Here is a 25,485-nt window from a genome sequence, read left to right as displayed (position 1 = left end):
CTAATGTTTATAATTATAGCATTTAATCTTATGCAGTTATATTTTTTTAGATGTATTAGAGGTTTTAGGAAGAAAAGAATGCTTCAAATAAATATTATTGAGGATATAAGAGATGAGAGATTTACAATAGAAGATACCTGGAATAATCCAGTATTTGAAAAAACTTAATGAAACAATAAAATTGGAAATTAATTATTTAAATTTTTGGGGGTAGGGGGAGTTATAACTATTTTTGCAACCTATAGAGCTGGTGGAATACCATTTCTTCAATATGATACAATAAAATGCAATTTCAGTAAAAATAAAAATTCTACTGGAATTTTGCTGCGAAATCTCTGTTATTATGCAAAGATGTTTTTGGGTAAAGCTAACAAGCCTTTCAAATTCTAAGCTTAGTCTTTTTCCTTTTTTAGTTTCATATATTATAGTTCTTTTTAAAGTTCCTTCTTTAAAGTCTAAAACTCTCATATAATCTATTATCTTGCTATTATCAACTACAAGCTCCTCATCATCTGCAAATATCTTTATCGCTTTGCTGTTTATAATATTTATCATAGACTGGCCGGTATCTGGAAAAGCATATGCTCTCTCTCCGTAGTTTATTTTATGGGTTTCGTAGAAGCCGTTTATATATGTTCCTTCTATTGAAAATTCTTTATTATATATTCCTTCCTCAAAATTTCCTCTCATTCCAATGTATCCATTTCCTATTGAAAAGAGAGTTTCGTTTTTAAGATTATTTCCCCAAATAAATTTATCTTCGATTATTTTCCATTCATCTAAAACAAGATTATTTATTACTTCATTCATTGCAGCGTCTCCCTTCTTTTAGAAGTATGGCATGCCAAAGGCATGCCATACTATCATTTGCTAGAATTTTGTTTTGCTTCTTCTATCTTTTGATGATATTTGTCTAATGTTGCCTTAACATCCTTACCATCTACAACTATTTCTTTTAGAGCATCGTTTAATGCCTTGTCAACATCTGCCCAGTAAACAAGATTTGGTCTTGGCTGTGCAACCTTCATAGCTTCGTTAATAGCATCAAAATATGGTTTTTGCCAGTCTTCAACTTTAGCATAGGCATCGGTTCTTGCAGATGGCCAAGCAAGTTTTGAAGCGAGGGTTTCCTGAACATCCTTTGACATTAAGTACTCAATAAATTTAAGAGCAAGCTCTTTGTTTGGAGAACCCTTTGGGATTCCAAGAACATCTCCGCCTAAAACCTTTGATGCTTTAACTGGTCCTGAAAAGCCTCCATAGGCTTTAATCTCTTTTTTACCGCCGTCTTTAACTATTACATTTACTCCAAAGGGCCAGTTTGCAGCAAGATACATAGATTCTTCTGCAAGGAAACGATTAGTTGTATTCCAGTCAGCCTTTAGTGAATCAAAAGAGAGATATGGCCAAAGCTCCTTTAAGAAAGTATAGGCTCTAACGCTTCCTTCATCATTTAATACGAGAGGATCTCCACCTGCCTGTCTTATAAATTCAAAAAGCTGAACGGTTGTATTTCCATCAAAAACAGCCTTAATACCAACTTTCCCAACGCCTTCTTTTTCTTTTAATGTCTTTGCTAAGTTGAAAAGTTCATCCCAGTTTGCAGGAGGTTTTAAACCATATTGATTTAGTTTTGCTTCGTTGTAAAAATTGATTTCAACGTTTGGCCTAAATGGGAAGAAATAAAGTTTTCCATCAAATTCTCCAACGCTTATAAGGGATGGTATAATTTCTGATGGTATTTTATTTTTAAATTCGGATATATCTTCTACAAGTCCCTTATCAACAAGAGGAGCAAGGGCCATGTTGTCCTGTGCTATAAGGTCTATGTCCATTTTGTTAGCTTGTTTCATAGCTTCCAATTTTTTAACAACATCAGATGCTTCGATTTGAACAGCTTCTATTTTGCAGTTGTTTGCCTTTTCAAAGGCTGGGAAAACATCTTCCCTCATAACTTTCCATTCTTCTTCTCCAAGTCCCATAGTGATTCTCAGCGTTGCAGGGCCTGATTCTTTTTTCCCGCAGCCTGCAAATAAACTTAAAGCCATTATGAATGAAAGTAATAATACGGTAATTTTTTTGTAATTCATAAATATCCCCCTTAAATTTTTATTTTAACTGCCTATGGCAGCGATTAACCTTTTATAGCTCCGCCGAGATAGTCTGATCTTATATATCTTTGAAGTGCAAAGGTTATAATTAAAACAGGTATTGTAAGTATCGTTGAATAAGCAGCCTGCTGAAAAAATCCTCCTCTTAAAACGTAATAGTAAATTTGAAGAGGTAATGTTTTAGTTGAAAGAGATAAATAAAGTGCGTAGGTAAATTCATTCCATGAATTAAGCCATGTGAACATTGCAGCGACAGCAAGGCCTGGGGCTGCAACGGGAAGAACAACCTTTAAAAGAGTTTTTATCCTTCCTGCGCCATCAATCGATGCAGCCTCCTCAAGGTCAAAGGGAATGGTTTCGAAGGTTGAAACTAAAATCCAAGCTATAAATGGGAGCTGCTCTATAAGGTGTGCCATTATAAGGCCTATATTTTTATCCGTCAGATTCCATTTTAAAAATGTTACTGATATAGGAAGGGCTATACCAACGTTTGGAAACATCCTTGTAAAGAATAGAGAAAGTATTACTGCATATTTTATCTTTTTATCAAATCTTGAAATAGCATAGGAGGCAGGTGCGGATATTACAAGGGCAAATATCATAGTAAATGTCGCAACAATAAAACTTTTATAAAGAGGGGGCCAAAGATTACCAGAGTTAAATACCTGCTGCCAATGCTTAAATTCAAACCGTGTTATAAAAAACTTAGGATGGGAGGTTAAAACATCCTCTGGTACGGCAAAGGAAACTCTAAACAGTATATAAACAGGAATAGTCATAAACAGAATTATTAGTATTATTCCAAGATAGAATAGAAGTTTTTTGTATATCTTTCTACTTGCCATACTCAACCCCTCCTTTATCTACAAACTTAAAATAGAGAATCATAAATATAACTATAATCATAAGAAGTATTGTTGATGCTGCTGCTGAAGCATTGGCGTTGTTGTATGCATATTCATCATAGGCATAGGTAGCGAGGAAAGGAGTTACTCTTCCAGCAAGAATTTTTGGAAGTTCGAAGATTCTAAAGGAATCAACAGCCCTTAGTATAATCGTCATTGTTATAGAAGGCTTTAGAAGGGGAAGAGTTATGTTAAAAAAGGTCTGGGATTTTGAAGCCCCATCTATTGCGCTTGCTTCATAAACATCGCTTGGAATCGATTCCAAACCGGCTAATAACAAAAGCACAACAATAGGAAGAACCTTCCATGAATCCGCTATTGCTATTACGAATATATTTTTGATGCCTCCAGAAGTCCAGGCAATAGGTTTTGTTATAATTCCAAGTTTAAATAAAAGTTCGTTAAGGTATCCCTGAGTACCAAATATATACAAAAGCGTTACACCTGAAACCAGTGTTGGAACCCCCATAGGAAGAAGAACTAAGGATCTTACTAGTCCTTTTCCTTTAAAATCAGTTTTTAATGACATTGCTATAAAAAGACCTGTTATAAGCTGAAAGGTAAGACCAACTAATGTTACTGCAACAGTATTTATTATCGCCATGTTAAAATCTTTTTTGGAAAATAAATATTGGTAGGTTGAAAATCCTAAAGCTCCTGTACTCTTATCATGAAAACTTAAAAGTATTGTTTTTATAATCGGAAGAATCGTAAATCCTAAGATGTATGCCGAAAGTGGAAGTACTAGCAGTATTTCAAAATAATGTTTTTTAATAAATTTCAATTTAATCCCCCCTAAACTTGCAGGAACTTCTTTTAATGAGCTGAAATTCAAGCTCAGTAGATTTTTCTACAGTATCCCCCCTTATTATTTTTAAAAGTTTTTCCATACCCTTTGCTCCCATTTCATACCTTGGCTGTTTAATAGTAGTCAAAGGAGGGTAAAAATATTCCGATAGCTCTATACCGTCAAAGCCTATTATTGAAAAGTCATCGGGTATTCTATAACCCATCTGCATTGCACAGGATGCAGCGCCAACTGCCATAGTATCTGAGGCTGCAAAAATTGCAGTAGGCTTTTTCTTTAGCTTTAAAATTTTAAGCATATTTTCATATCCGCTTTTGAACTTATAATCTCCATAAAAAATATTGCCTTCATCAACATTTATATTGTTTTCAATTAGGGCTTTTTTATATCCATTTATTCTTGGAACTCCAGCATTTGGATCTTCCTTTTTTCCTGCAAGCATAGCTATATTTTTATGACCGAGTTCTATAAGATAATTTGCTGCCTGAAAGGCGGCATTTTCGTTGTCTATAGTTACGCTGTAAAATTCATCATTATCATCCTTAGTCGCAATTAAAACTATAGGTATATTTATGCTTTGAAATTCTTTTTTAAGTTTATAATCTATGGTATTGCTTATAAATAATATACCGTCAGCTTTTTTTTCCTTCAGCATTATAAGTGCCTGTTTTTCTTTTTCTCTTTTAAGGTCAGTATTAAGTAGCATAATATTATATTTATATTTGTTAGCCACATCTTCAATTCCTCTAACGATTTCAGGATAAAAACCGCTTGAGATATCAGGTATCATAACTCCTATTGAATTTGTGGTTTTTATCTTTAAACTCCTTGCTATTGCATTTGGATTATATTCAAGTTCTTTTATAGCATCTAAGACCTTTTTCTTTGTTTCTTCTGAAACCGACGGATGGTTATTTAAAACTCTCGATACGGTTCCGAGACCAACTCCTGCCTTTTTTGCTACATCTTTTATTGTTGCTGTCATAATACCACTCCTTGGAAACGTTTCCTTAAGTTATCTTATCACAATATTATATGAATTTCAACATATGATTATGAAAAATTTAAAAAATTCGAAAAATGACATATAAAAAATAATCAAGATAAAGCCTGCGCTTTTAATAATATTATCAGTAAAAATTAATATATTCTAAATTAAAATAAAATGTTAAAATATTAATATAATACTAAAAAAAATAGCGTAATTTTTAAGGAGTGGAGAACATGAAAAAATCAACTATATTATTAACCTCAATAATCGCAGTCATTGTTTTGTGGATTGTAGGTTCCTATAATGGACTTGTCTCTTCAGAGCAGAAAGTATCGCAAAGTTACAGCAATATACAGGCAGACCTTCAAAGAAGAGCAGATTTAATACCTAACCTTGTGAATACGGTTAAAGGTTACGCATCCCATGAAAAGGAAGTTTTAGGCAATATCGCTGATGCAAGAGCAAAGCTTGCTGGGGCAAAAACTATAAGCGAGCAGGCTAAGGCAAACGATGAGTTAAATAGTGCAATATCAAGGCTTCTTGTTGTAGTTGAAAACTATCCTAATTTAAAAGCCGATGCTAATTTCAGGCAGCTTATGGATGAACTCTCTGGAACTGAAAACAGGATAAAAACTTCAAGAAGGGATTATAACGAAGCTGTAAAGGATTACAACCTAAAGGTAAAGAAATTCCCAACGGTGATAATAGCAAGACTTTTTGGATTTAGTGAAAAGCCATACTTTGAAGCATCTCCTGAGTCACAAAACGCTCCTAAAGTAAATTTTTAAGTGAGAAAAAATGCTGAAAATAAATATTTATGCCGCCTTTAACAGCGGAGGAATGGAGGTTAGAATGAAAGGTTTTAAAAGAATTATATTAAGTTTATTAGTGTTTATAATAGTCTTAACCTCCTTAGCATTTGGAGATACCATATTTCCAAATCCTGCAGATAAAAAATATATAAACGATTATGCAGGGGTAATTTCAGAAAATGTTGAAGATAAAATAGTGGAAATTGGCGATGAGCTTTATAGAAAAACTGGAGCTGAGGTTGCTGCTGTTATAATGGAAAACACCGATGATGTTCCAATTGAGGACTATGCAACGGGGCTTTTTAGAAAGTGGGGAATAGGAAGTAAGGATAAAAATAATGGTGTTTTAATACTTGTTGCCTTTAAAAACCCAAGCTCCCTTAAAAAGTCGAGAATTGAAGTAGGATATGGGCTTGAAGGGGCACTTCCTGATGGCAAAACTGGAAGAATTCAGGATGATTACATGATACCTTATTTTAAAAATGGAGATTATGAAACAGGGATTTTAAAGGGATATGCAGCAATCTGCAGCGAGGTTGCAAAGGAATATAATATAAATTTAACCTCTCTTGAAGGTAATGGAAATATATATAAAAGCAGGGATGTAAATATAAACGGTGTCAGCGTGAATCCAATTGTTTTTATTATTTTTATTATTATTCTTTTCTCCCTCGATGGTTTCTTTTTCAGATGGGCAATATTTAGGATTATAATGTCCATACTCTTTGGAGGGAGAGGAGGACGAGGAGGATTCGGCGGAGGAGGCTTTGGAGGCTTTGGAGGTGGTTCCTCTGGAGGCGGAGGCTCCTCGAGGGATTGGTAATATGGAAAATAAACAATATAGAAAATTTAAGGATGATATTAGAAAAACATTTATACTATACGCACTAATTCCTGTAATAATAATAACAGTATCGAGCTATTTGTTTTTTTTAGGAATGTGGTACAAAACGATTAAAAATCAAAATAATAATATAAATTTTCAGCTTTCAAGAAGAATAGATAAAATACTGAATAATTATATAAATGAAGCTTATATTATATCGAGAGAAAAATTGGTAATAGACACGATTATGGAGGGCAGTGGAAGCAGCAGGGTATATAATAGATTTTATAGTTTTGTTAACAGCAGGGATGTAAGGAGCAGTTTTTTTATTTTTGATAAGAATATGAATATTATTGCTGCAAGTTCAAGATTTTTGCCCTCCTATGCAGTTCAGAATTCCTTTTATTGGGGCATAATAAAAAGAATGAATGAAAACAAAGACTATGTAGTTTTAGAGAGGGAAATCTATGAGGAAAATTCCAAGAAAGTATTAACTGTGGGGAAGGCTGTAATAAAGGATGGAGAGATTATAGGCTACATTACCTTTGACCTTGATGAAAGAGATTTTGTAAGGATAATAAGCGAAAATTTTTCAATCGATATAGTAATAACCGATAAATACAGCAATGTTATATCATCAACGAACAGCCTTTTTATAAATCAGTTTGGCAAAATAGATGAAAACCTAAAGGATAAAAAAGGATTTGTAAAAGCTAAAAATGACAGCTTTTATGTAAAAAAATCCGCTCTCATAAATAATTATCTATATGTTTATACTATTACATCAATAGGGTATGTATCCTCGGTTTTTATATTTATAGGCATATTCATAGTATTAACCTTCATTCTTCTTATAATAACAATGCTTTCATCCGCAAAAAAAATTGCAGACAGCAAGACTAAATCCATAGATAAAATAATAGAAGCAATAGAAAATGTTCAAAATGGGGATTTAGATACTAAGCTTAATATTGAAACTAAGGATGAATTTGAAATAATAGCAGAGTCCTATAATAAAATGCTTAAAGATTTAAAAAATCTTATTGAAGTTAATAAGGAAGAGGCAAAACACAGCGTTTTATCGGAAATAAAGCAGCTCGAGTCACAGTTTAATCCTCACTTTCTTTTTAATACATTAGAGATGATTAAATATATGGTTAAACTTGATGTACAAGCTGCAGATAAGATAATAATAAGTTTATCATCCCTTTTAAGATACAGCATAAACAATAATATAGATAAGATTCCTCTTATAGAAGATGTAGAGTATACTAAAAATTATCTGACTATTTTAAAATACAGATTTGATAAACGTTTTGATTATGCAATAAACATTGAGAAGGAGGCTAAAGACTGCATAGTTCCGAAACTTATAATACAGCCTCTTATTGAAAATGCAATAGAGCATGGATTTGAGGGGAGGCAGCATTTAAACGTTGATGTTAAGGCCTTTCTTGAGGATAGCAATCTTTGTATAATCATTAATGATGACGGCGCTGGAATGGATGAGGATAAACTTTCTAATATACGTCAAATTTTATATAGCAGCAGAAATAATTCATCACATCTTGGAATATTCAATGTTCATAGAAGAATACAGCTTATGTATGGCAAAAAATATGGAGTTGAGATAAACAGCGAAAGAGAAAAGGGCACAACTGTGAAAATAATGCTGCCTGTTGATGGGGGAGAAGAGTATGCTTAAGGTTTTGATAGTTGAAGATGAAGACGTTATAAGAAAGGGCCTTATCCATACAATAGACTGGATTTCAATTGGCTGCAATATAATAGGCGATGCATGTGATGGCGAGGAAGGATTGAAGCTAATTGAAAAGTGCAGGCCCGACATAGTTATAACAGATATAAAAATGCCCTTTATGGATGGTATCACAATGCTTGAAGAGGCACTTAAAAAGTATAGCTTTTACAGCATACTTCTAACGAGCTACTCTGAATTTGAATATGCTAAAAAGGCAATAAGCCTTAAAGTCTATGAATATCTTTTAAAACCTGTTGATGAAGAAAGGCTTTTTGAAATAATAGAAAAGATAAGAAGTGAAATAGATAATAAAAAATTTATAGAGGATTTATACAAAAAAACTAAAAAAGATGAGGATATAAAACTGGTTGATCTTGATATTTATTATCTTCCAAGCGAAAAATCCAACTATTACGTTAATAAAGCATTAGATGAGATTAAAAATAACTATGATAAGAAAATAAGCATAGAAACTTTGGCTGAGGGAATGGGTGTAAGTACAAGCTACCTTAGCAGAAAATTTAAAGATGTAACAAATCAGACTTTTATGGATGTTTTAACTAAGTACCGGGTTCAAAGGGCAATAGAGCTTTTAGAAACTGGAAAATACAGAGTCTATGAAGTAGCGGATATGACGGGATTTGGAGAGTACAAAAATTTCTGCAACGCCTTTAAAAGATATATAAACCTTTCCCCAACGGAGTTTTTAAAATCAAACAGCTGCATAGTAAAAAAGTGCCACCCAATTGACAAGTGACAAACTAAACTTGTCATTGGTGGCACTTTTTATTGTTTTGAATTTGAATGAAATAAGTAACCGTCCCTCTAACCGGCGAGGGCTTCTTCGAATTTTGGTATTATGTTTTTGATGAGGTTATATAGGGCGTGGTCATCATTGCTTACGGTTGTTACATCGGCAGCTTCCTTTAAAAGGGGGTGGGCATTTTTAGTTGCAACCCCAAGCCCTGCTGTCTTAATCATCTCAATATCGTTGCAGTAATCTCCTATTGCTATTACTCTTTTTTTATCTATTTTTAATATATCAATAAGCTCTATAAGAGCGCTTCCCTTTGATACATTGCAGGGTAGAATTTCAAGATAGAAGGATTGAGAGAACACAGCTTCTATAATATTTTTTGGAACTTCCTTTTCGATTAAGGAATTAACTTCTTTTAAAACATCGTGTTCTCCGTTTAATATAATTTTTATAAAGGGTTTGTCTTTAATATTTTCTATATCTGCAAATTCAAAGGGCTGTTTTTCAGAGATAACATAAGGATCCATGTAAGTATCTCCGCTTACGATATACATTTTTCCCTCTGTGAATATCTGGACGCATATGTTTTTATATTTTTCGAGAACCTTTTTCAAAGGATTTATTATATATTGATTTTTTATGAAACTGCATTTTACGAATTTGCGGCTTTCTATATCATAAATAACAGAGCCATTGTATAGTATGCAGGGGCAGTTTATATTAAGATTTTTAATATAGGGAAAAAGATTCATTTCAGTTCTCCCCGTTGCAACGGCAAAGAGCCCCCCATTTTCAACAAAGTGAGATATTGCGTCTATGTTTTCCTTTGATATGTTTTTGTTTGAATCAAGTAATGTTCCATCTAAATCCGATACTAATAAATAGCCTTCATACTTTTTCATTGTATCACCTGCTTAAATTTTATAAAATTCTCCGGTGATTAGAACCGGAGAATAAGATTTATATGCTTATTTCTTTTTTGCCTGATAATTTGAAGAATATTAAAAGCGATATTATTGTTGTTAATGTTAATATTGTTGAAAGTGCTGCCGCAGTTCCATAGCTTGCCCTTATAACTTCTGTATAAATTGAAACGGACATTGTTCTTGTGTTTCCAGTGTATAGTATAACTGAAGCGCTGAGCTCGTTTATTACAGTAATCCAGCTGAGTATTGCTCCAGAAAAAACACCGGGAAGCATCATAACAGCTGTTATTTTGAAAAATGTTTTAACAGGAGAGCATCCGAGGCTTATCGATGCCTCCTCCATGCTCTCGCTTATTTGATAGAGTATTGCAGCGCTGGAGCGCAGGGTATAGGGAAGCCTTCTTATAACAAATGCTACTACTATTATCATAAATGTTCCGCTCAAAAGCAAGGGTTTTTTGTTAAAAGCAAGTAAAAGAGTTATACCGAGAACTGAACCTGGAATTATATATGGGAACATAGTTATAGCATCTATTATTGAAGTTACTGCATTTTTCTTTCTTGTTGAAATATAGGCTATGAACATTCCAAGGAATACTATTATTGCTATGGCTATAAGACCATATAGGTATGTGTTTGTTATAGCCTGGCCCAGTTTGCTGAATACAGTTCTATAGCTTTTTAGAGAAAATTCTGATGTAAACATAGAGCCTCTCGTATTAAGGAATGAGGTATATATAACTGTGGCCTGAGGTATAATAGATAGAATTATAATTAAATATATAAAGATGTATGAAAATACTCCTGTCATTCCTTTAAATTCCTTTGGCTGCATAGGCCTTAGGGAACTCATAGTAAAGGATTTTTTATTAACTATATATTTTTGACCTGCAAAGAGCAGAGATGTTATAAACACCATTATAGCTGCCATTGCAGCGGCAAAGTTTGCCTGACCTCCAACTTCGCTTATAAACTCAGAATAAATTAGAACCGGCATAACGTTAAATCCTTCTCCTATAAGCATTGGAGTTCCAAAATCAGCAAGGGCATTCATGAAAACCAAAAGTCCTCCTGCAAGAAGCGTTGGAAGAATAAGAGGAAGAACTATTGTAAACACCTTCTTTGAAGGATTGCACCCAAGGCTTTCAGCGGCCTCGCTTAAAGATACATCAATCTTTTTAAGGGCTCCTGAGACATAAAGGTATATGAAAGGATAAAGCTTTAAAGTAAGCACTATTAAAATTCCTAAAAATCCGTATATAGTTGGAAGATGAATATTAAGCTTTTCAGCAAAAAACTTAGTTACAACTCCGCTTCTTCCGCATAATAAAACCCAAGAATAAGCACCTATAAACGGAGGAGAGAGCATTGAAATTATTATAAGGATTTCAAGTATACCTTTGCCTTTAACTTTATATGCGTTCATAATATAAGCCATTGGAGCGCCTATTAAAATTGAAAGTGCTGTTACGCATATTGTTACTGTAAAGCTGTTTATAAGCGCTTTATAATAATATTTTTTATGAAAGAACTTTGCAAAATTATTTAATGTAAAGGAACCTGTTACAGGATCTTTAAAGCTGCTTGCAAAGAGCGCAAAAAGGGGATAAATAAGGAATACAGCAAAAATCAGCGCTATTATAATCGTAACAATGGTCCAGAAATCAAATTTAAATTTACCTTTATTCATTTTCTTTCACATCCCTGATTAAACTTTTTTCTCCATCCTCGGTAAATACGTTTATTTTTAAAGGATTTGGAGAAAGACATAGTTCATCGTCTGCCTCGAAGAAATCGTGTACATGTCCAAGATCCTGAGTGAATTCAAAATAAGGCTGATTTCCTGCTATTAAATCTTTATTTGGAAGTATTTCGTAATTTATATACCTTCCAAAGAAAGTGCTATTTTTAATTTTAAACTTTATTCCTTTATCTGAAAGGGAGAATTCTTCAGGACGAACGGATACAATAACTTTTTGATTATCCTTAATATCCTCAGAAAGATTTGTCATTTCCACTGAAAAATCATCAAAGCAAACATATTTTTTGCCGCTCTCAATTTTAATTTTTGCATTTAAAAGGTTTGAACTTCCTATAAAAGTTGAAACAAAAACGTTAGATGGTCTTGTATAAATTTGCTTTGGACTTCCAACCTGCTGAATTACTCCATCCTTCATTACGGCTATCCTGTCTGAAATTGCAAGGGCTTCCTCCTGATCGTGGGTAACATAAACTGTAGTTATTCCCACTTCTTTTTGTATATCCCTTATTGCACTTCTCATTTCAATCCTAAGTTTAGCATCAAGATTTGACAAAGGCTCATCCATTAAAAGTACACTTGGATGTATTACTATTGCTCTTGCAAGGGCAACACGCTGCTGCTGTCCTCCAGAGAGCCTCTCTGGGAGTCTGTCTTTATAAGTATCGATTTTTACAACTTTAAGTATATCCTCAACCTTTTTATTCATCTCATCCTTAGGCACTTTTCTAAGTTTTAGTCCGTATTCAACATTTTCCTTTACTGTCATATGAGGAAATATAGCATAATTTTGAAATACCATTCCTATGTTTCTTTTATGAGCAGGTATGTCGTTTATAACGGCATCATCGAATTTTATTTCTCCTCCCTCAATGCTGTTAAAGCCTGCTATCATTCTAAGTAGCGTAGTTTTACCACATCCTGAAGGACCAAGAAGAGTAAAAAACTCTCCATTTTTAATATTTAGGGAAAGGTCAGGTATAATAACTGTTTTGTCATATTTTTTAACTACATTTTGTATGCTTATAGATACGCTCATTTTCCCATCCTCCTATAAAATAAGCCCACAACGATATGTCGCGGGCTTATATAGATTTAATGTTTACCGCAGATTTAATTAATTGCTTGTATATATGTCTTTGAACTTGTCAAGCCATGCCTGTTTATTTGGATTTACAACCTGTGGGTCATCCTTAATTAAATTCATTTCACTAAGCTGTTTTAATCCGTTTGCAGCAGGAACGTCCTTCCTTACTGAACGTCTGCAAAGCTGATTTGCAATCATAGTCTGTGTGTCTTTGCTTGTTACAAAGTCTATAAATTTCTTAGCGTTTTCCATGTTTTTTGCACCCTTTATAATCTGTACGCAGTCAGGCTTTGCAATAACGCCTTCCTTCATGTAGATTACTTCAACTGGGGCTCCGTCTTTAACGTATTTTGCAGCTCCCTCTTCAAAGGTAAGACCAACGGTGTATTCTCCATCGGCAACTCCCTTATATACTGCTGATGAACCGCTGAGAAGCTTTCCGTCAAGATTCTTAGTGAGCTTTTTAACATAATCCCAACCATTATCAGGGTTTCCATTGCCCATAGCATAGAGCATGTTTACAAGATGCTCAAAGGATGAGGATGATTTGGAAGGATCGGCAAAGGCTATTTTGCCTTTAAGTGCAGGGTTTAAAACATCTTCATATCCTTCGATTTTAATGTTTCCTATAAGATTTTTGTTAACCATAATAACGCTTGGAATCATTGTAAATCTTGTCAGCATTCCTTCGGTGTTTTTGCAGTCATCAAGTACTGCATCTTCGTTTGCTGATGTATAATTTTCAAATAAGTCCTTTTTAGGAGTTACAGTAGATAGTGAGCCTCCCCAGAAAACATCTCCTAAAGGATTGTCCTTTTCTGCCTCAACTCTTTTTAAAAGCTCGCCTGTTCCAGCTGTTACAACTTCTGCTGTAATACCTGTTTTTGCTTCAAATTCCTGAACTATTGGATTTATGAATTCAACAGGATGCGGGCAGTAAATAACAACCTTTTTAGATTCGTTTTTCTGCTCGGGCTGTGTGGAATTATTTTCTGCAGCTTTGTTTCCACAGGATACTAAGCTTAGCATCATCAAAGCTGTCAAAGTAAGTGCAATTACTCTTTTCATTTACATCCCCCTCGTTTATTAATTATTTACATTATCATATTAATTCATGTGAATATTCTAAACAATCCAATAAAATATACAATTATCCTTAAAAATGAACTAACTGCTATTTTGCTTTTTTAGTTTAATCTTTGCTGCTATTAGTATGATTAAAGGAATAATCACCTGAAAGGGAAAAGCATAGTATTTGTATACCATAAAAGCCCATTCCTGCATTTCCATTATACTTTCATATAGGCTGCAGGAAAAGGTCATCATCAAAAGGCCAACAGGGGCTGCAATTACTTTGTAGCTGTCAAGATTAAAGAGGTTCTCAATTCCTTTTAATGTACAAAAAAGGCATGAGCTTATTTTTATAAATCCAGCATATAGAAAAACAACTGAGACAGCAACTTCAATTCTTTGTATGAATTCTCCTATTTCTATAAGCTCTACGGCAGTATAGGCTGGGAAATAAAGAGATTCTAAGAAAGAGCATCCTAAAACTAATATGTTTCTCAGAGAAACCAACAGAATAATGGTTCCTCCAAATAAAAGGGATATATAATAAATCTTAAAGGGATTATTTTTATTTTTATCAAAACTAAATGCCCCAAGAAATATTACGGTTTCTGCAAAGGGAAAGGAGAATATGCCAAAAGCGCTGTTAAGTACAGGTTTAATTCCGTTATAAAGCATAGGGCGTATGTTGTTAATATTCATTACAGAAGAATTTAAAGAGATTACTAAGATTATGATTATAGTTAATAAAATAGTAAAAAAAAATGACATCCTTCCTAAAACTTCCATTCCTTCTTTTACTACCCAAATACAAACTATTCCCATAAATACTAAGGGTACATATTCAGGAGTTTCAGGGAAGGACACAACTTTAATAAACTGGAAAAAATTATGAAATACCAATGCTCCAAGATGAAAGGAATACCAAATATATAATAGGGATATAAATTTACCTAAATATTTTCCAAAAATAGTATTAAGTATTTCAAAAAGGTTTTTTTCAGGGAACAGAGAATGAATTTTTACATAAACAAATATAATAATGGATGCAAAAAGGATACCTATAATTATAGCAAGCCATATATCCTGCTTAGCTTCGGAACCAACACCAAGAACGATGCTGCTTCCTATAATAAACATAGTCATCATTGAAATGGCCTGTTTGTCTGAAATAGTTTCTCTTATCATGCTGTACCGGCCCCCTTAAAAATGCTGTTAACTATTAGCAAAGTTATTTGTTTTAAAAAAGTTGCAATGCTTGGGATTTTAACTCCAATATCTCTTAAAAATGTTAATGTATATGAAGTTAATATTATTACAGAATATAATATTATATTTTTTAAATTTTTGCTTTTAAGTATAGGAATAAAATCTATTAATATAAAAGAAATGTAAACTAAAGTACACAAAAAAAGCATAATCAATCACCTATTTTAATTGGTTTTGAAGTGTAAGCAGTATTTTTAATATTTATTTTTGACTTAACGTTAACATCAACGGTTTTGAATATTTCATCCCATTTAGGTTCAATCTCTTTCCAAAGAGAAGGCATTTTTATTTTAATGGTGCTTCCAAAGCCAAATATGTCGCTGTCATATTCAGTTTGCAGTTTTTTTATTAAATCTTTTATTTGATTTTCTAATTCTTCTTCAAAGTATGATTTTATTTTTTCCCTTATCTCTTCTTTTGAAAAATCTAAATCTCCGCTTATTTCTCCTATTGAAACATCTGTATCTGTTGAAATATCTATTAATAATTTTCCATTTTCAAATTTAGGACTTATTTTTGTTTTGTTACCAAAGATTTCAAGAGAAATGTTTGCAGAATTATTATCAATATCAACCTTTTTAGTAAGGAGACCTCCCTTGATTTTATTTTTTATGAAAAGAAAAGTCTTTGTATCTTTTCCATTGAGATACCCAATAAGCTTATCTCCTTTAAAAACAGCAGTACCTTCAACTTTTGGCGTAGATTTATCATTTATCATCTCTAATGTTACTATAGGCAAAGATGCAGAAATACCTTCTTTGCATATATCATTTATAAATTCCCATACTTCAACCTCTGGGGCAGCAGAGAGATTTTTTTGTGCATCAATCATATCATCTAATGTATAGCAAAATATTTCAGAGTTACTTTTAGCTTCAAGTATTTTTTTTGCTTCAATATTCTTTGAAATTAAAATTTTCATTGTATACCTTGGCTCTATATCACGGTTTATTAAGTCGAGAACTGGTATCATGCCTTCTTTTGCTGTTTCGCTGCTTATTATAATAACTTTGGTATGACTGAAATATAATTTTTTACCTGGGTATCTAATCATATTTCTTAATGCATCAAATATAGTTAATCCCTCTGAACTTATTAGCTTTGTGCTTGTTTTTGCATCTCTTCCTCCTGTTGATTCAATTATTTCAGCTGTTAGAATATATTTGTTTTCTGATTTATCTATTGCAAGTCCCGAGACTATAGAAAATTGTTCTATTTCTCTATAGTTCCAGCAGCCTGATAAAAAAAGGCAATTAAATATTATTGATATAAGCAAGGCTCTTTTAAACTTCATAATTATTTATCCCCACTTTTTCTTGACTGCCTTATTAAATTCTTTTTTGCAATAAGGTTTGGTCTGTAAATCATATACCACCAGGGAGCCCTTATGAATGTATCTTTTATATCCTGAGGCTTTATTGAACCATATCCAAGCATATATGGCACCCCAAAGGAGCGTATGCTGAATATATGAATAAAGATGCCTATTGTACCGAATATATAGCCGTAAAGTCCAAGAATTGATGACAGAATTAATAATATAAAACGTATTATTATCATAGCACTCATAAGTTTTGGAATTAAAAGCTCTGTAATACCCGTTAATGCTACAATTATAATAACAGGAGCGCTTATTATTCTTGCTTCAACAGCAGCCTGACCTATAACTAAAGTTCCAACTATGCTTATTGTCTGACCTATTGTAGCAGGAAGCCTCGAGCCAGTTTCTCTTACTATTTCAAAAACAAGTAAAAGCCCAAGGACTTCAAATATTGTAGGGAATGGGACATTTTGCCTTGCTGCTGCAATACTAAGCAGCAGAGGAGTTGGTATTAATTCCTGATGATAGGTCATAAGGGCTACATAAACTGCAGGAACGCTAACAGACAAAAAAGCACCAAAAACCCTTAACATTCTATTAAAAGATGCATAATAATAGTTTAAATAATAATCTTCATTTGATTGGAAATATTCCATAAAAATATAAGGAAGAGTTAAAACAAGCGGTGAGCCGTCAACAAAAACAGCGATTCTTCCCTCTAAAAGTTTTGCAGCAATAGAATCAGGCCTTTCACTGCTTCCTATTGTTTTAAAGGGAGATGCGGGGCTGTCTTTTATAATCTCCTGAATATAACCAGAGTCGAGTATTCCATCTATGTCAATATCTTTGAGCCTTTTTTCAAGTTCATCTATTATTCTGCTATCGGCGATTGAGTCTATATAGCTTATGCATATCTTTGTATTTGTTATTCTGCCTATTTTCATGAATTTAAATTTCAGGTTAGGAGTTTTTATCCTTCTTCTTATAAGAGAAAGATTTGTTAATAAACTTTCTGTAAAACCTTCCCTCGGGCCTCTTATTACCCTTTCAGAGTCCGGTTCAATAATAGCTCTTTCTTTATATCCATTTGATGAAATAACAAGGGATTTTTCAAAGTTTTCAATAAGAAGTACAGTGCTTCCGTTAAAAAGATTTACAGTTATTTCATCGATTGTTTCGCATTCATAAATTTCGCAGGAGGAAATTACTTTGTTTTTAAGGGTATCTAAAATTAAGCTGTTTTCTGTTTCTTTAAAGTTGATATTCATTAATGGTTCAATTATATTAGAGTTTACTGTTTCAGAGCTTATCATTCCTGAAATATAAATAAGACAGGCTTTAAAATCTTTATCGTATAGATTTTTTATATTTCGGAATATTACAGTATCATCTGAGGAAAAAATATTTTTAAAAGTATCAATGTTTTTATCTAAAGATTTCGAAAGGGTTTCGGGTATATTTTTATTATTGATTTTTTTGTTATTAAATAATTTAAGCATAGACGCCCTGCTTTCGTAAGATTATGTATTCCTTATATGTTAGTAGTTACCAAGTTTTGATTTATTATGCACAAAAATGAACCTCTTTTACAAAAAATTTATAAAAGAGGTTCATTTTTGTGCTATTATATAATATTTCCCGGGCAAAAGACCTCCAATAAGGTATACACCTTTTTCGTTTGTATAGGTTGCATAAAGAGGGACATTTTTTTTAGCGTCGAATAAAACTACCAATGCATTGTCTATTGGATTTCCTGAATTATCAGTAATTACGCCGTTTACAGTACCAAATTTCATTTTTCTTTTTGCACAAATTATGCCTATATTATAAAACTTAGTGCAGTTATTTATACAAATCCTTATCTTTTTAGTGCAGTATTCATTTGAAAATAGAGAAAGAATATATTTTCCAATGGGTATATTGCTGAATAAGAAAACTCCTTTGTCGTTTGTTGTTGCTGTATATTTTATATTTTTATCTTTTGTGTTTTCAAGCTCAACTTCTATTTGTTTTATGGGCTTAAAATTGTATATATATTTCCCTTTTAAAATATTTTGTACTTGTTTTATTTTAGAAAGTTTTATTAATATATTTTGAAGCTCTTTTTCATCTTTTAAATATACTCTGCTTGTAAAGATATAAAATCCTTTATGCTCTGCATTTATAATTATTTTTTCTTCACTTATATATAACGAGAATTCTCCATGACAGTTTGTTTTTGTGTGATTTAATGGATTAAAATTCTCATCAGTTACTTTTATAATAGCCCCTTTAATTGGCTTTAAATTTTCATCTGCTACTTTTCCTTTAATAAGAATTCTTTCAGGAATTTCATCTTCTTCTAAACACAAATCAATTTTTATCTCATTTTCCTTACAGCTTACTTTTTTATTTTGGGATTTTGCTGTTTTCTTACTCATATAATCACCCCGTTTACGGGTCTGAAATCGTTGTAATCATTGTTTTATATACACTTGGGGTGGATAGAGATTTTAATGTCATATTAAAGGTTTCGGTTTTATCTAAAGGAGCGTCATAAGGTATATATATTGAAAGATATAATCTTTTTGAGCTTTCAGAGGGCAGGCTTGAAAGCTCAGGTATATCCTGTGAAAATGCCGTATCCTTTGGGATATCTGCAATCTTTTTTCTATCTATAAATATGCTATAGGAATAGGAAAAGGGGGTTATTGAAAGGTTAAAACTGTCAATACCGTATCCTTTGTTTACAATGCTGTATTCTACCGATGTATATCCTCCTCTATAGCCTATTATATAGGCACTGTTTTCGCTTTTCCTATAAAGAGGGTGGGGAGTAAAGCTTAAATTGGCAGGAACATAAAGTGTTGCATCACTTGAATTAACAGGGCCGTAAATTTTGCTGTAACTTATTTCGTTTAAATAGCTTAGGGCTTTACAGTTAAATTTTGTATTGTATCCTGATAAAAGATTTTTAGCTGTTTTGCATCTTATTAATAGAATAGAAGATAAGCCTTTGTTAATGCTTTCTATTTCCCACAGCCACTTTTTATTTTCCTCATCAAAAACAGCACTTCCAGATTCAATAGAAAGGAAGGATATAAAATTTAAAATTTCAGGCAGCATTCCCTCAAGCTTTATGCTTTTTGTTCCTATATTGCTGTTGCTTAATGCTTTAATTTGAATATCTACTATATTTTCATCCTTTATATTGGTGTAGGGTAAAAAGGATAAGTCATTCAATGATATATTTTTAAGCAAAATCGAAGGGATTATATTAGGATTGTTAACAACTACAGTCTTGCTTGCACTTTTAGTAATTATACTCTGCTCAAAGGTTTTCCATTTAACCGATGCTGAGTTTGTCTGATTTGTGGTTATCTGCCCTATTGTATAGGAAACGTCTGTAATCATTGCAGTAAATCCATATTGTATAGTAATAGGTGTTAAGGATGCATCTAATAGGGTTTCTTCAGGATAGGTTATTTTATTTCCGTTTTGAGTTACACTAACAATTTTTCCATTTCTTGTATAATTTCCTGTAAAGTTTTGACCTTGGGGTATAGTATCTGAAACTGAAAGATTTAATGCCTTTGTTCCTTTTGGTACTGTTATATTTATAAGATAGTCTATGCTGCTTCCAGCCATTTTAATGTTATTATCATAGCTTTTTGATATTGTAACGTTTTGAGCTTTTAAAGTAACTGAGAAAGTCTTATCAAGCCCTTCATATCTGTAATTTGTAATTGAAGGGTTGTAGGGCTGTGAATAGGGGGAGGTGCTGTTGCAGTTTTTTGTAATTACTGTTCCGGCGGTTAAATTATCGTTTATTATTACATCATATTTTAAAGTTAAAGACTGATTTATTAGAAGTTTTTTAATTGGGAGTTTAATTGATGAAGATTCTATTACAGGCTCTAAATACTGCCCGCTTCCTGTAACTTTTACTGAGGATACGTCAAGATTAAAATATTCAGATAGATTATCCAATACTTCAAAATCGAAGGCATCTGTTGCAGTTAAGTTTAGAGACTCAATATTTGAAATTGTGATATTAAAAGTGTATTTTTCACCTGTTTTAATTGCATTTACATTAGGCCCTGAAACTGTTTTATTCAAAGTAATATTTGGAATCCCAAAGGAAAGCTCTACTTGGGAGCGGCTGCTGTAGGAGAGATTATCCTTATTTATACCGCTCATTTTTAGTAGGTTAAACTTAAAAGAAGGGACATAGTTTATATCCAAAACGGAGCATATAAATCTAACTTTAAAGTAGCTGTTTTTTGGAACATCTCCTAATTCCCATCTTAAGCCGTAGGGGTCTATTTTATAGGGGGTAAGGCCTGAAGATACATAGCCCTCATATTGAAAATTAATATTTTCAATATCTAAAAGGGTTGGAAAAAAATCATCAATTTTTATCTGCCTTTGGTAAGCCCTTATAGATGTTGCATCATAGGTTAATAGGAATTCAACTTTGTCAAAGGGCGATAGTGATGAAATGTTTTTTATAATATCATTTCTGTAATAAAAATTTATTATGCTTTTTTGTATAGATGGTTTTTTAATGCTTTGCTTTATTGATGATGAATCTGATACACTTTGATTTAAATCATGGTTTATACCTTCGATGCTGCAGCTGTTTATAAAAACATCACCGCAGGATACAGGATAGATAGTAGAAATATAAGAGGGTAAAACCTTAGCTTTAAATATAATGGTTTTAGAGTATAAAGGGGGAAGGTTTAAAAGGTTGTAGGTTATTTTTGTAGTCCCTGTTGTAGTATCTTTAAAAATTTCTGAGGGCTTCACTTCTATATAATCTATATAATCCTGTCCGTCAGGGAGCAAATCAAAAGCTAAAACAGAATCTATAGAGTGATATTGGTTAACTTTTAAGTTTAAAGTATTTATTAAAATGTCATCAACATCTATTGTATACTTATCAGAGCTCTTTTCAATAATTATATCCATTACCATGATATCATAGGTGCTTTCAATATTATACTGCCCAAAGCCCTCTGCTGTAGATGTTATTATGCTTCCATGGGTTATAAAATCTCCTGTGTTTTCAATTCCTTTTTTTGTATATCTATCCCATATAGCAAGATTAAAGTATATATTGTTTAATGAGCCTTGGCTTAAATTTACATTAAACCATTCAAGTTTTACGTTATTGCTATTTCCTGAAGGATAAAATATTAACGGGTTTAAAAATTTATCACTTTCAGTTCCGTTTGCAGATAAGTTTCCTAAATACCTAAGCCCATTTCCTGCTGTAAATCTAATATTGGTTAAAGTTGATTCTCTTGTGTTGTTATCGATTATTAGATTGCAGGTAAAGGGATAGGCATAATCTGAAAGATTAGGGCTATATCCTGCACCCTTTGGCATCTTAGAAGGCATTTGTATATTTATTGAGTATCTAACCGTATAAGGATTTATATTTAAAGTTTTGCTTAGTTTTTCATTTCCTGTATCAAAGCTTCCTCTTGGCTTTGTATCTATAGAAGTTTTAATATAGCATCCTGAAAAAGCATAGTCAAAGGGTATATCGCTGTTATCCTTAAATTTTTCACTGCACTTTAATTCAATATCAAAATTAAAATCAGTTTCATTTGGGGAAAGGTCTTTTATATTTATCCATTCTATTTTGCTTAATCCATCAAGGTTATAATTATAGCTTGAGTAAGGTATATCGCTAAGATATACTGTAAGACCGTCAGCTAAATTTAAAGTTATAGAAAGGTTGTATGCCCAATCGAAAGTATTTTTGTTTTTTATACCTATTCTTATTTTTTTATTTTTTCCAATAACTATTGGAATATTTAAAGGAGATACTGTAATTTCAAGCTTATCTATATCAAAGGCCATATTATCACCTCCACTTTCTAAGATATAATATGCTTTTTTTGATTTTTATGTAACATATAAGAATAATAGGGTTTAATTTCACAAATAATGTAGAATTTCATAATATATATTAGAAAATTGAAGAGGAGGTAATACTATGGCTGGAGTTATACAGGACCAGTATGAACTTGGCCAATCTGTTAAAAAGTCACTATCAGAGCTTGGTCAGGAGATAAGGCTTGACTTGAGCTTAAAACCAAATTCCAATCTTGAGGCAGGAACAATATTTGGAACTGTTAAGGATACCCAGGGCAACCCAGTTCCTGGAGCAACTATAAAGATTATGGATAAGGATCACAACCCCCTTGCCCACACTGTTACAGGGCCAGATGGAAGCTATATAATATCTCCATTCCCTCCAGGACCGGAGTATCATATATATGCCCAGGCAGACGGGTATCTGCTTGCTGAGCAGCTTCCCTTTGCACTTCTTCCAAAGCAACAGGTTGAAAAGAATTTCATTTTAACAAGGGATCCAGATGCTCTTTTGTCTATAATAGCTGGTGAAGTAATGGATAACCAGACTCCTCCCCATGCTGTAAAGGGGGCTATTGTTAACCTTTATCAGGTGGATGAACTTGGCCATGAAACTTTAATTGCTGTAACCTATACTAATGAATTCGGTCAGTTCACCTTTAGAGATTTGCAAAAAGGAAATTATATTGTAAGAATCAGCGGTCTTGGCTATATACCCGTTGCAATATCTGTAGTAATTAGTGCTGATTCTACAATTGCAAAGGTTATAGCAACCCTTAATGTTGATCCTCAGGCTTCAAAGGGTACAATCAGCGGTGTTATTACTGATAACAACAATGTTCCAATTGCTGATGCAGATGTTGTTCTCTACAGGGTTGAAGCAGACGGAAGTCTTACACCTATTGCAGTTACAAGAACTAACGATGAAGGAGTTTATCTTTTCACAAAGGTTCCGCAGGGAGATTACAAAATCAAATCAACAAAGAGCATTACAATATAAAGAGTGCCAAAAGGCACTCTTTATATTTGGCTCTCTATAAGTTTTTTACATTCAATAAAGTAGGTTCCAGCGGGAAGGTTTTTAAATTCATAATATCCGCTTTCATCGGTTGAGGTTACTGCAACAGTTATATAGGATTCTCCGTCCTTTTTATAAAGCTCAAGCAAAGAATTAGCAACTGGAAGATTGTTATACAGTACTCTTCCAGATATTTTACCCTTCGGGTTTGAAGTATCTAAGGTAAGCCTTGAAGTTGTAATTGCAACAAGATATTCTCTATCAAATATTACAAGGCTTTCATAGGGAACATATCCGGGTACTTGTATTTTTAAAGTATATAATCCTAAAGGTATATAGGGTATTCTGTAAAGTCCTTTTACTTCAGAGTATCCGTGAGCAAAAAAGACGTCGCCTCCATCTACTTTTTTATAAAGATTTGCAACTCCGTTTGTAATACCAAGCATATTCTCATCAATCATTTCCCCAAGCAGCACTCCGAGGGAAGAGATTTCAGCCTCTGTAAGCTTTACATCCATTTCCTTTTGTTCTCCTGATGCTAATGAGAAGGATATTATTTTTGATAACAGATGGTCTGGAGAGACCACAACAAGAGAGTAGTGGTCTGAAGGTACGAGCCTGAACATAAATTTACCTCTCGAGTCTGTATAGTCAAAGTTTACTGTATGATTATCTTTATCTATAACTTTGACTTCTGCATTGGAAATAGGGTTATTATCTGGGTCTGTTACAAGTCCGAATATATTTCCTTCAGTATCCATTATAAGTGAAGGGTTAATGTCAACTGTTGCTGTTCCGTCCTTTATTAAGTCAAAGGATTCTGTATCTTTAACAAGGGGCCTGAAAAGCTTCATAGAAGGAGGAGTTGGAAGGTCTATATAGGTTCCCTGCGATGCTATTGGAAAATCTCCTATGGGAAGTGCAAGAAGAGGCACCTTATTAATTATATCCATCTTAATAATAGCCTTAAGGGGCTGGTTGGTTATATAGGCATATTTACAGCTCGGGGTTAATACTATATCCGTAAGTGCTCCCCCGAGATATTGGCTTGTATATTTATCGAGATTATTTGTATCAAATATAGTTATGCTTCCTGATATATTGTTAAGCACTATAAGTTTGCTGCAGTCGGAAGTTATAACTGATTTATAAGGAACAGCATATACGATTTTTGTTGTTATTATTTTTGTTGGAAGGGTTTCTTTTATGCGCATTACAACTCCGGTACTTTTGCTCACGCCGGTTACAAAAACATAATTGCTGTCTGGTGAAATACAAACAGATGTCGGGTTTAAAACCCCTGAGGAGAAGGATATTATAGGCTCAATAACTGTCAGGTTTTCAGCATCTATTCCAACTATTGCAGGTCTTTGAAAGCTTACAAAAAAGGCAGTCTTACCATCGGGAGATATTTTAAAATCCGTTGGGGTGTAATAGGATGTCCCAGGAAGAGCTATTCTTTTAATAATGGTATTGGTTTCCGTATCTATTACAGGTATTGAAAGAGAGTTAATACATAATACAAATATTTTTCTACCATCTGGAGAGAGTTCGATTTTTACTGGTTTAAAGTTTAATACAATGTTTGCTATAACGGTTCTTAAATTTATATCTATTACTGATATCATCTCGCTGTCTCTGCATGCAACATATAAATATCTATTATCAAGGCTAACAACTCCCGCAATAGGGAAGCTCCCTACGTTTATTACAGCTGCAACGCTGCTTGTTGTTGTTTCAATCATGCTTACAGTTCCATCCATAGAGTTCATGGAAAAAACATATTTCCCATCGGATGTTTTAGCAATGCTGTATGGTGCAGAGCCAACTAAGATTGTTGAGAGAACTTTATCTGATCCGCTGTCTATTACACTTACTGTATTAGAGTTCATATTTGCAACATATATGGCAAAGGTTCTATACATACTATCACCTCACAGTTTTCTTAGTATAATATATGATGTTTCGATAATATGTGACAAAATACTTATATTCTTGGGGGGACAGTTACTTATTTTGTATACTATTAATACTTTTTAATTGATAGCATAAGGTTACCCCTTAGATTTTATGAAGAGATACTTAATCTTTTATTTTAAAATGTTATGTTAAATTATTTGTGGTTAATTGTTTAATAAATTAATTAAGTAAGTAACCGTCCCTGTTACAATGTGGAAATAAAATGTGTTAAAATAGTTAT

General features: G+C 32.9%; 21 protein-coding genes. 6 read left to right on the top strand and 15 right to left on the bottom strand.

Going from position 1 to position 25,485, the window contains the following annotated elements; all coding sequences use genetic code 11:
• Positions 1-192: 192 nt before the first annotated feature.
• The 5 genes from B5D15_RS12415 to B5D15_RS12395 are packed head-to-tail and all read right to left on the bottom strand — an operon-like array spanning position 193 to position 4,809.
• Complete coding sequence (locus B5D15_RS12415) at positions 193-810, bottom strand: hypothetical protein (RefSeq protein WP_078697436.1); 618 nt, start codon at positions 808-810, stop codon at positions 193-195.
• Between the two features lie 53 nt (positions 811-863).
• Positions 864-2,090 (bottom strand): sugar ABC transporter substrate-binding protein, encoded by a 1,227-nt coding sequence (locus B5D15_RS12410; RefSeq protein ID WP_078697435.1) that lies wholly within the window; start codon positions 2,088-2,090, stop codon positions 864-866.
• 44 nt (positions 2,091-2,134) lie between these two features.
• The gene (locus tag B5D15_RS12405; RefSeq protein ID WP_143287306.1) at positions 2,135-2,956 is read right to left on the bottom strand and encodes a carbohydrate ABC transporter permease; all 822 of its coding nucleotides are present in this window, start codon (positions 2,954-2,956) and stop codon (positions 2,135-2,137) included.
• Positions 2,946-3,800 (bottom strand): carbohydrate ABC transporter permease, encoded by an 855-nt coding sequence (locus B5D15_RS12400; protein WP_078697433.1) that lies wholly within the window; start codon positions 3,798-3,800, stop codon positions 2,946-2,948. Before B5D15_RS12400 ends, B5D15_RS12405 begins: the two co-directional genes overlap by 11 nt.
• 1 nt (position 3,801) lies before the next feature.
• Positions 3,802-4,809 carry a LacI family DNA-binding transcriptional regulator gene (locus B5D15_RS12395; protein ID WP_078697432.1) on the bottom strand — a complete coding sequence of 336 codons (1,008 nt, stop codon included), beginning with the start codon at positions 4,807-4,809 and terminating at the stop codon, positions 3,802-3,804.
• A gap of 239 nt (positions 4,810-5,048) precedes the next feature.
• On the opposite strand from B5D15_RS12395, the gene B5D15_RS12390 reads away from it, so the two are divergent.
• The 4 genes from B5D15_RS12390 to B5D15_RS12375 all read left to right on the top strand — a co-directional run bounded on the left by B5D15_RS12390 (position 5,049) and on the right by B5D15_RS12375 (position 8,969).
• The gene (locus B5D15_RS12390) at positions 5,049-5,603 is read left to right on the top strand and encodes a LemA family protein (RefSeq protein WP_078697431.1); all 555 of its coding nucleotides are present in this window, start codon (positions 5,049-5,051) and stop codon (positions 5,601-5,603) included.
• Between the two features lie 64 nt (positions 5,604-5,667).
• Entirely contained in the window at positions 5,668-6,450 is a 783-nt protein-coding gene (locus tag B5D15_RS12385; RefSeq protein WP_078697438.1) for a TPM domain-containing protein, read from the top strand.
• The gene (locus tag B5D15_RS12380; RefSeq protein ID WP_179122302.1) at positions 6,395-8,158 is read left to right on the top strand and encodes a sensor histidine kinase; all 1,764 of its coding nucleotides are present in this window, start codon (positions 6,395-6,397) and stop codon (positions 8,156-8,158) included. Before B5D15_RS12385 ends, B5D15_RS12380 begins: the two co-directional genes overlap by 56 nt.
• The gene (locus B5D15_RS12375) at positions 8,151-8,969 is read left to right on the top strand and encodes a response regulator transcription factor (protein ID WP_078697429.1); all 819 of its coding nucleotides are present in this window, start codon (positions 8,151-8,153) and stop codon (positions 8,967-8,969) included. The genes B5D15_RS12380 and B5D15_RS12375 overlap by 8 nt, the downstream gene beginning before the upstream one ends.
• A 68-nt stretch (positions 8,970-9,037) precedes the next feature.
• Here B5D15_RS12375 and B5D15_RS12370 read toward each other — a convergent pair whose 3' ends face one another.
• The 5 genes from B5D15_RS12370 to B5D15_RS12350 form a co-directional block, all read right to left on the bottom strand.
• Positions 9,038-9,871: a Cof-type HAD-IIB family hydrolase gene (locus tag B5D15_RS12370; protein ID WP_078697428.1), complete on the bottom strand. Its 834-nt coding sequence runs from the start codon at positions 9,869-9,871 to the stop codon at positions 9,038-9,040.
• Positions 9,872-9,929: 58 nt separating this feature from the next.
• Positions 9,930-11,585, bottom strand: coding sequence for an ABC transporter permease (locus tag B5D15_RS12365; RefSeq protein ID WP_078697427.1), 1,656 nt, complete (start codon positions 11,583-11,585; stop codon positions 9,930-9,932).
• Positions 11,578-12,693, bottom strand: coding sequence for an ABC transporter ATP-binding protein (locus tag B5D15_RS12360; protein WP_078697426.1), 1,116 nt, complete (start codon positions 12,691-12,693; stop codon positions 11,578-11,580). Before B5D15_RS12360 ends, B5D15_RS12365 begins: the two co-directional genes overlap by 8 nt.
• 78 nt (positions 12,694-12,771) lie before the next feature.
• A complete protein-coding gene (locus B5D15_RS12355; protein ID WP_078697425.1) occupies positions 12,772-13,809 on the bottom strand; it encodes an ABC transporter substrate-binding protein in 1,038 nt (345 codons plus the stop codon).
• 99 nt (positions 13,810-13,908) lie between these two features.
• Positions 13,909-14,997 (bottom strand): GerAB/ArcD/ProY family transporter, encoded by a 1,089-nt coding sequence (locus tag B5D15_RS12350; protein ID WP_078697424.1) that lies wholly within the window; start codon positions 14,995-14,997, stop codon positions 13,909-13,911.
• A gap of 21 nt (positions 14,998-15,018) precedes the next feature.
• Here B5D15_RS12350 and B5D15_RS15505 point away from each other — a divergent pair, with 21 nt between their 5' ends.
• Entirely contained in the window at positions 15,019-15,204 is a 186-nt protein-coding gene (locus B5D15_RS15505) for a hypothetical protein (protein ID WP_179122301.1), read from the top strand.
• Between the two features lie 25 nt (positions 15,205-15,229).
• Here B5D15_RS15505 and B5D15_RS12340 read toward each other — a convergent pair whose 3' ends face one another.
• The 4 genes from B5D15_RS12340 to B5D15_RS12325 all read right to left on the bottom strand — a co-directional run bounded on the left by B5D15_RS12340 (position 15,230) and on the right by B5D15_RS12325 (position 22,252).
• Positions 15,230-16,372, bottom strand: coding sequence for a Ger(x)C family spore germination protein (locus B5D15_RS12340; protein WP_078697422.1), 1,143 nt, complete (start codon positions 16,370-16,372; stop codon positions 15,230-15,232).
• A gap of 2 nt (positions 16,373-16,374) precedes the next feature.
• Complete coding sequence (locus B5D15_RS12335; RefSeq protein ID WP_078697421.1) at positions 16,375-17,898, bottom strand: spore germination protein; 1,524 nt, start codon at positions 17,896-17,898, stop codon at positions 16,375-16,377.
• Between the two features lie 111 nt (positions 17,899-18,009).
• Positions 18,010-18,819: a carboxypeptidase regulatory-like domain-containing protein gene (locus B5D15_RS12330; RefSeq protein WP_078697420.1), complete on the bottom strand. Its 810-nt coding sequence runs from the start codon at positions 18,817-18,819 to the stop codon at positions 18,010-18,012.
• Positions 18,820-18,832: 13 nt separating this feature from the next.
• Complete coding sequence (locus B5D15_RS12325) at positions 18,833-22,252, bottom strand: isopeptide-forming domain-containing fimbrial protein (RefSeq protein ID WP_078697419.1); 3,420 nt, start codon at positions 22,250-22,252, stop codon at positions 18,833-18,835.
• A 136-nt stretch (positions 22,253-22,388) separates the two neighbouring features.
• Here B5D15_RS12325 and B5D15_RS12320 point away from each other — a divergent pair, with 136 nt between their 5' ends.
• Positions 22,389-23,267 (top strand): MSCRAMM family protein, encoded by an 879-nt coding sequence (locus tag B5D15_RS12320; RefSeq protein ID WP_078697418.1) that lies wholly within the window; start codon positions 22,389-22,391, stop codon positions 23,265-23,267.
• Between the two features lie 20 nt (positions 23,268-23,287).
• On the opposite strand, the gene B5D15_RS12315 is transcribed toward B5D15_RS12320, so the two are convergent.
• On the bottom strand, positions 23,288-25,210 hold the full coding sequence (locus tag B5D15_RS12315) for a carboxypeptidase regulatory-like domain-containing protein (RefSeq protein WP_078697417.1): 1,923 nt from the start codon (positions 25,208-25,210) through the stop codon (positions 23,288-23,290).
• Positions 25,211-25,485 lie beyond the last annotated feature (275 nt).

It is taken from the genome of Caloramator quimbayensis (genome assembly GCF_900167605.1).
Classification (GTDB): domain Bacteria; phylum Bacillota; class Clostridia; order Clostridiales; family Caloramatoraceae; genus Caloramator_B; species Caloramator_B quimbayensis.
This window is presented reverse-complemented; position numbering and strand designations above follow the sequence as displayed.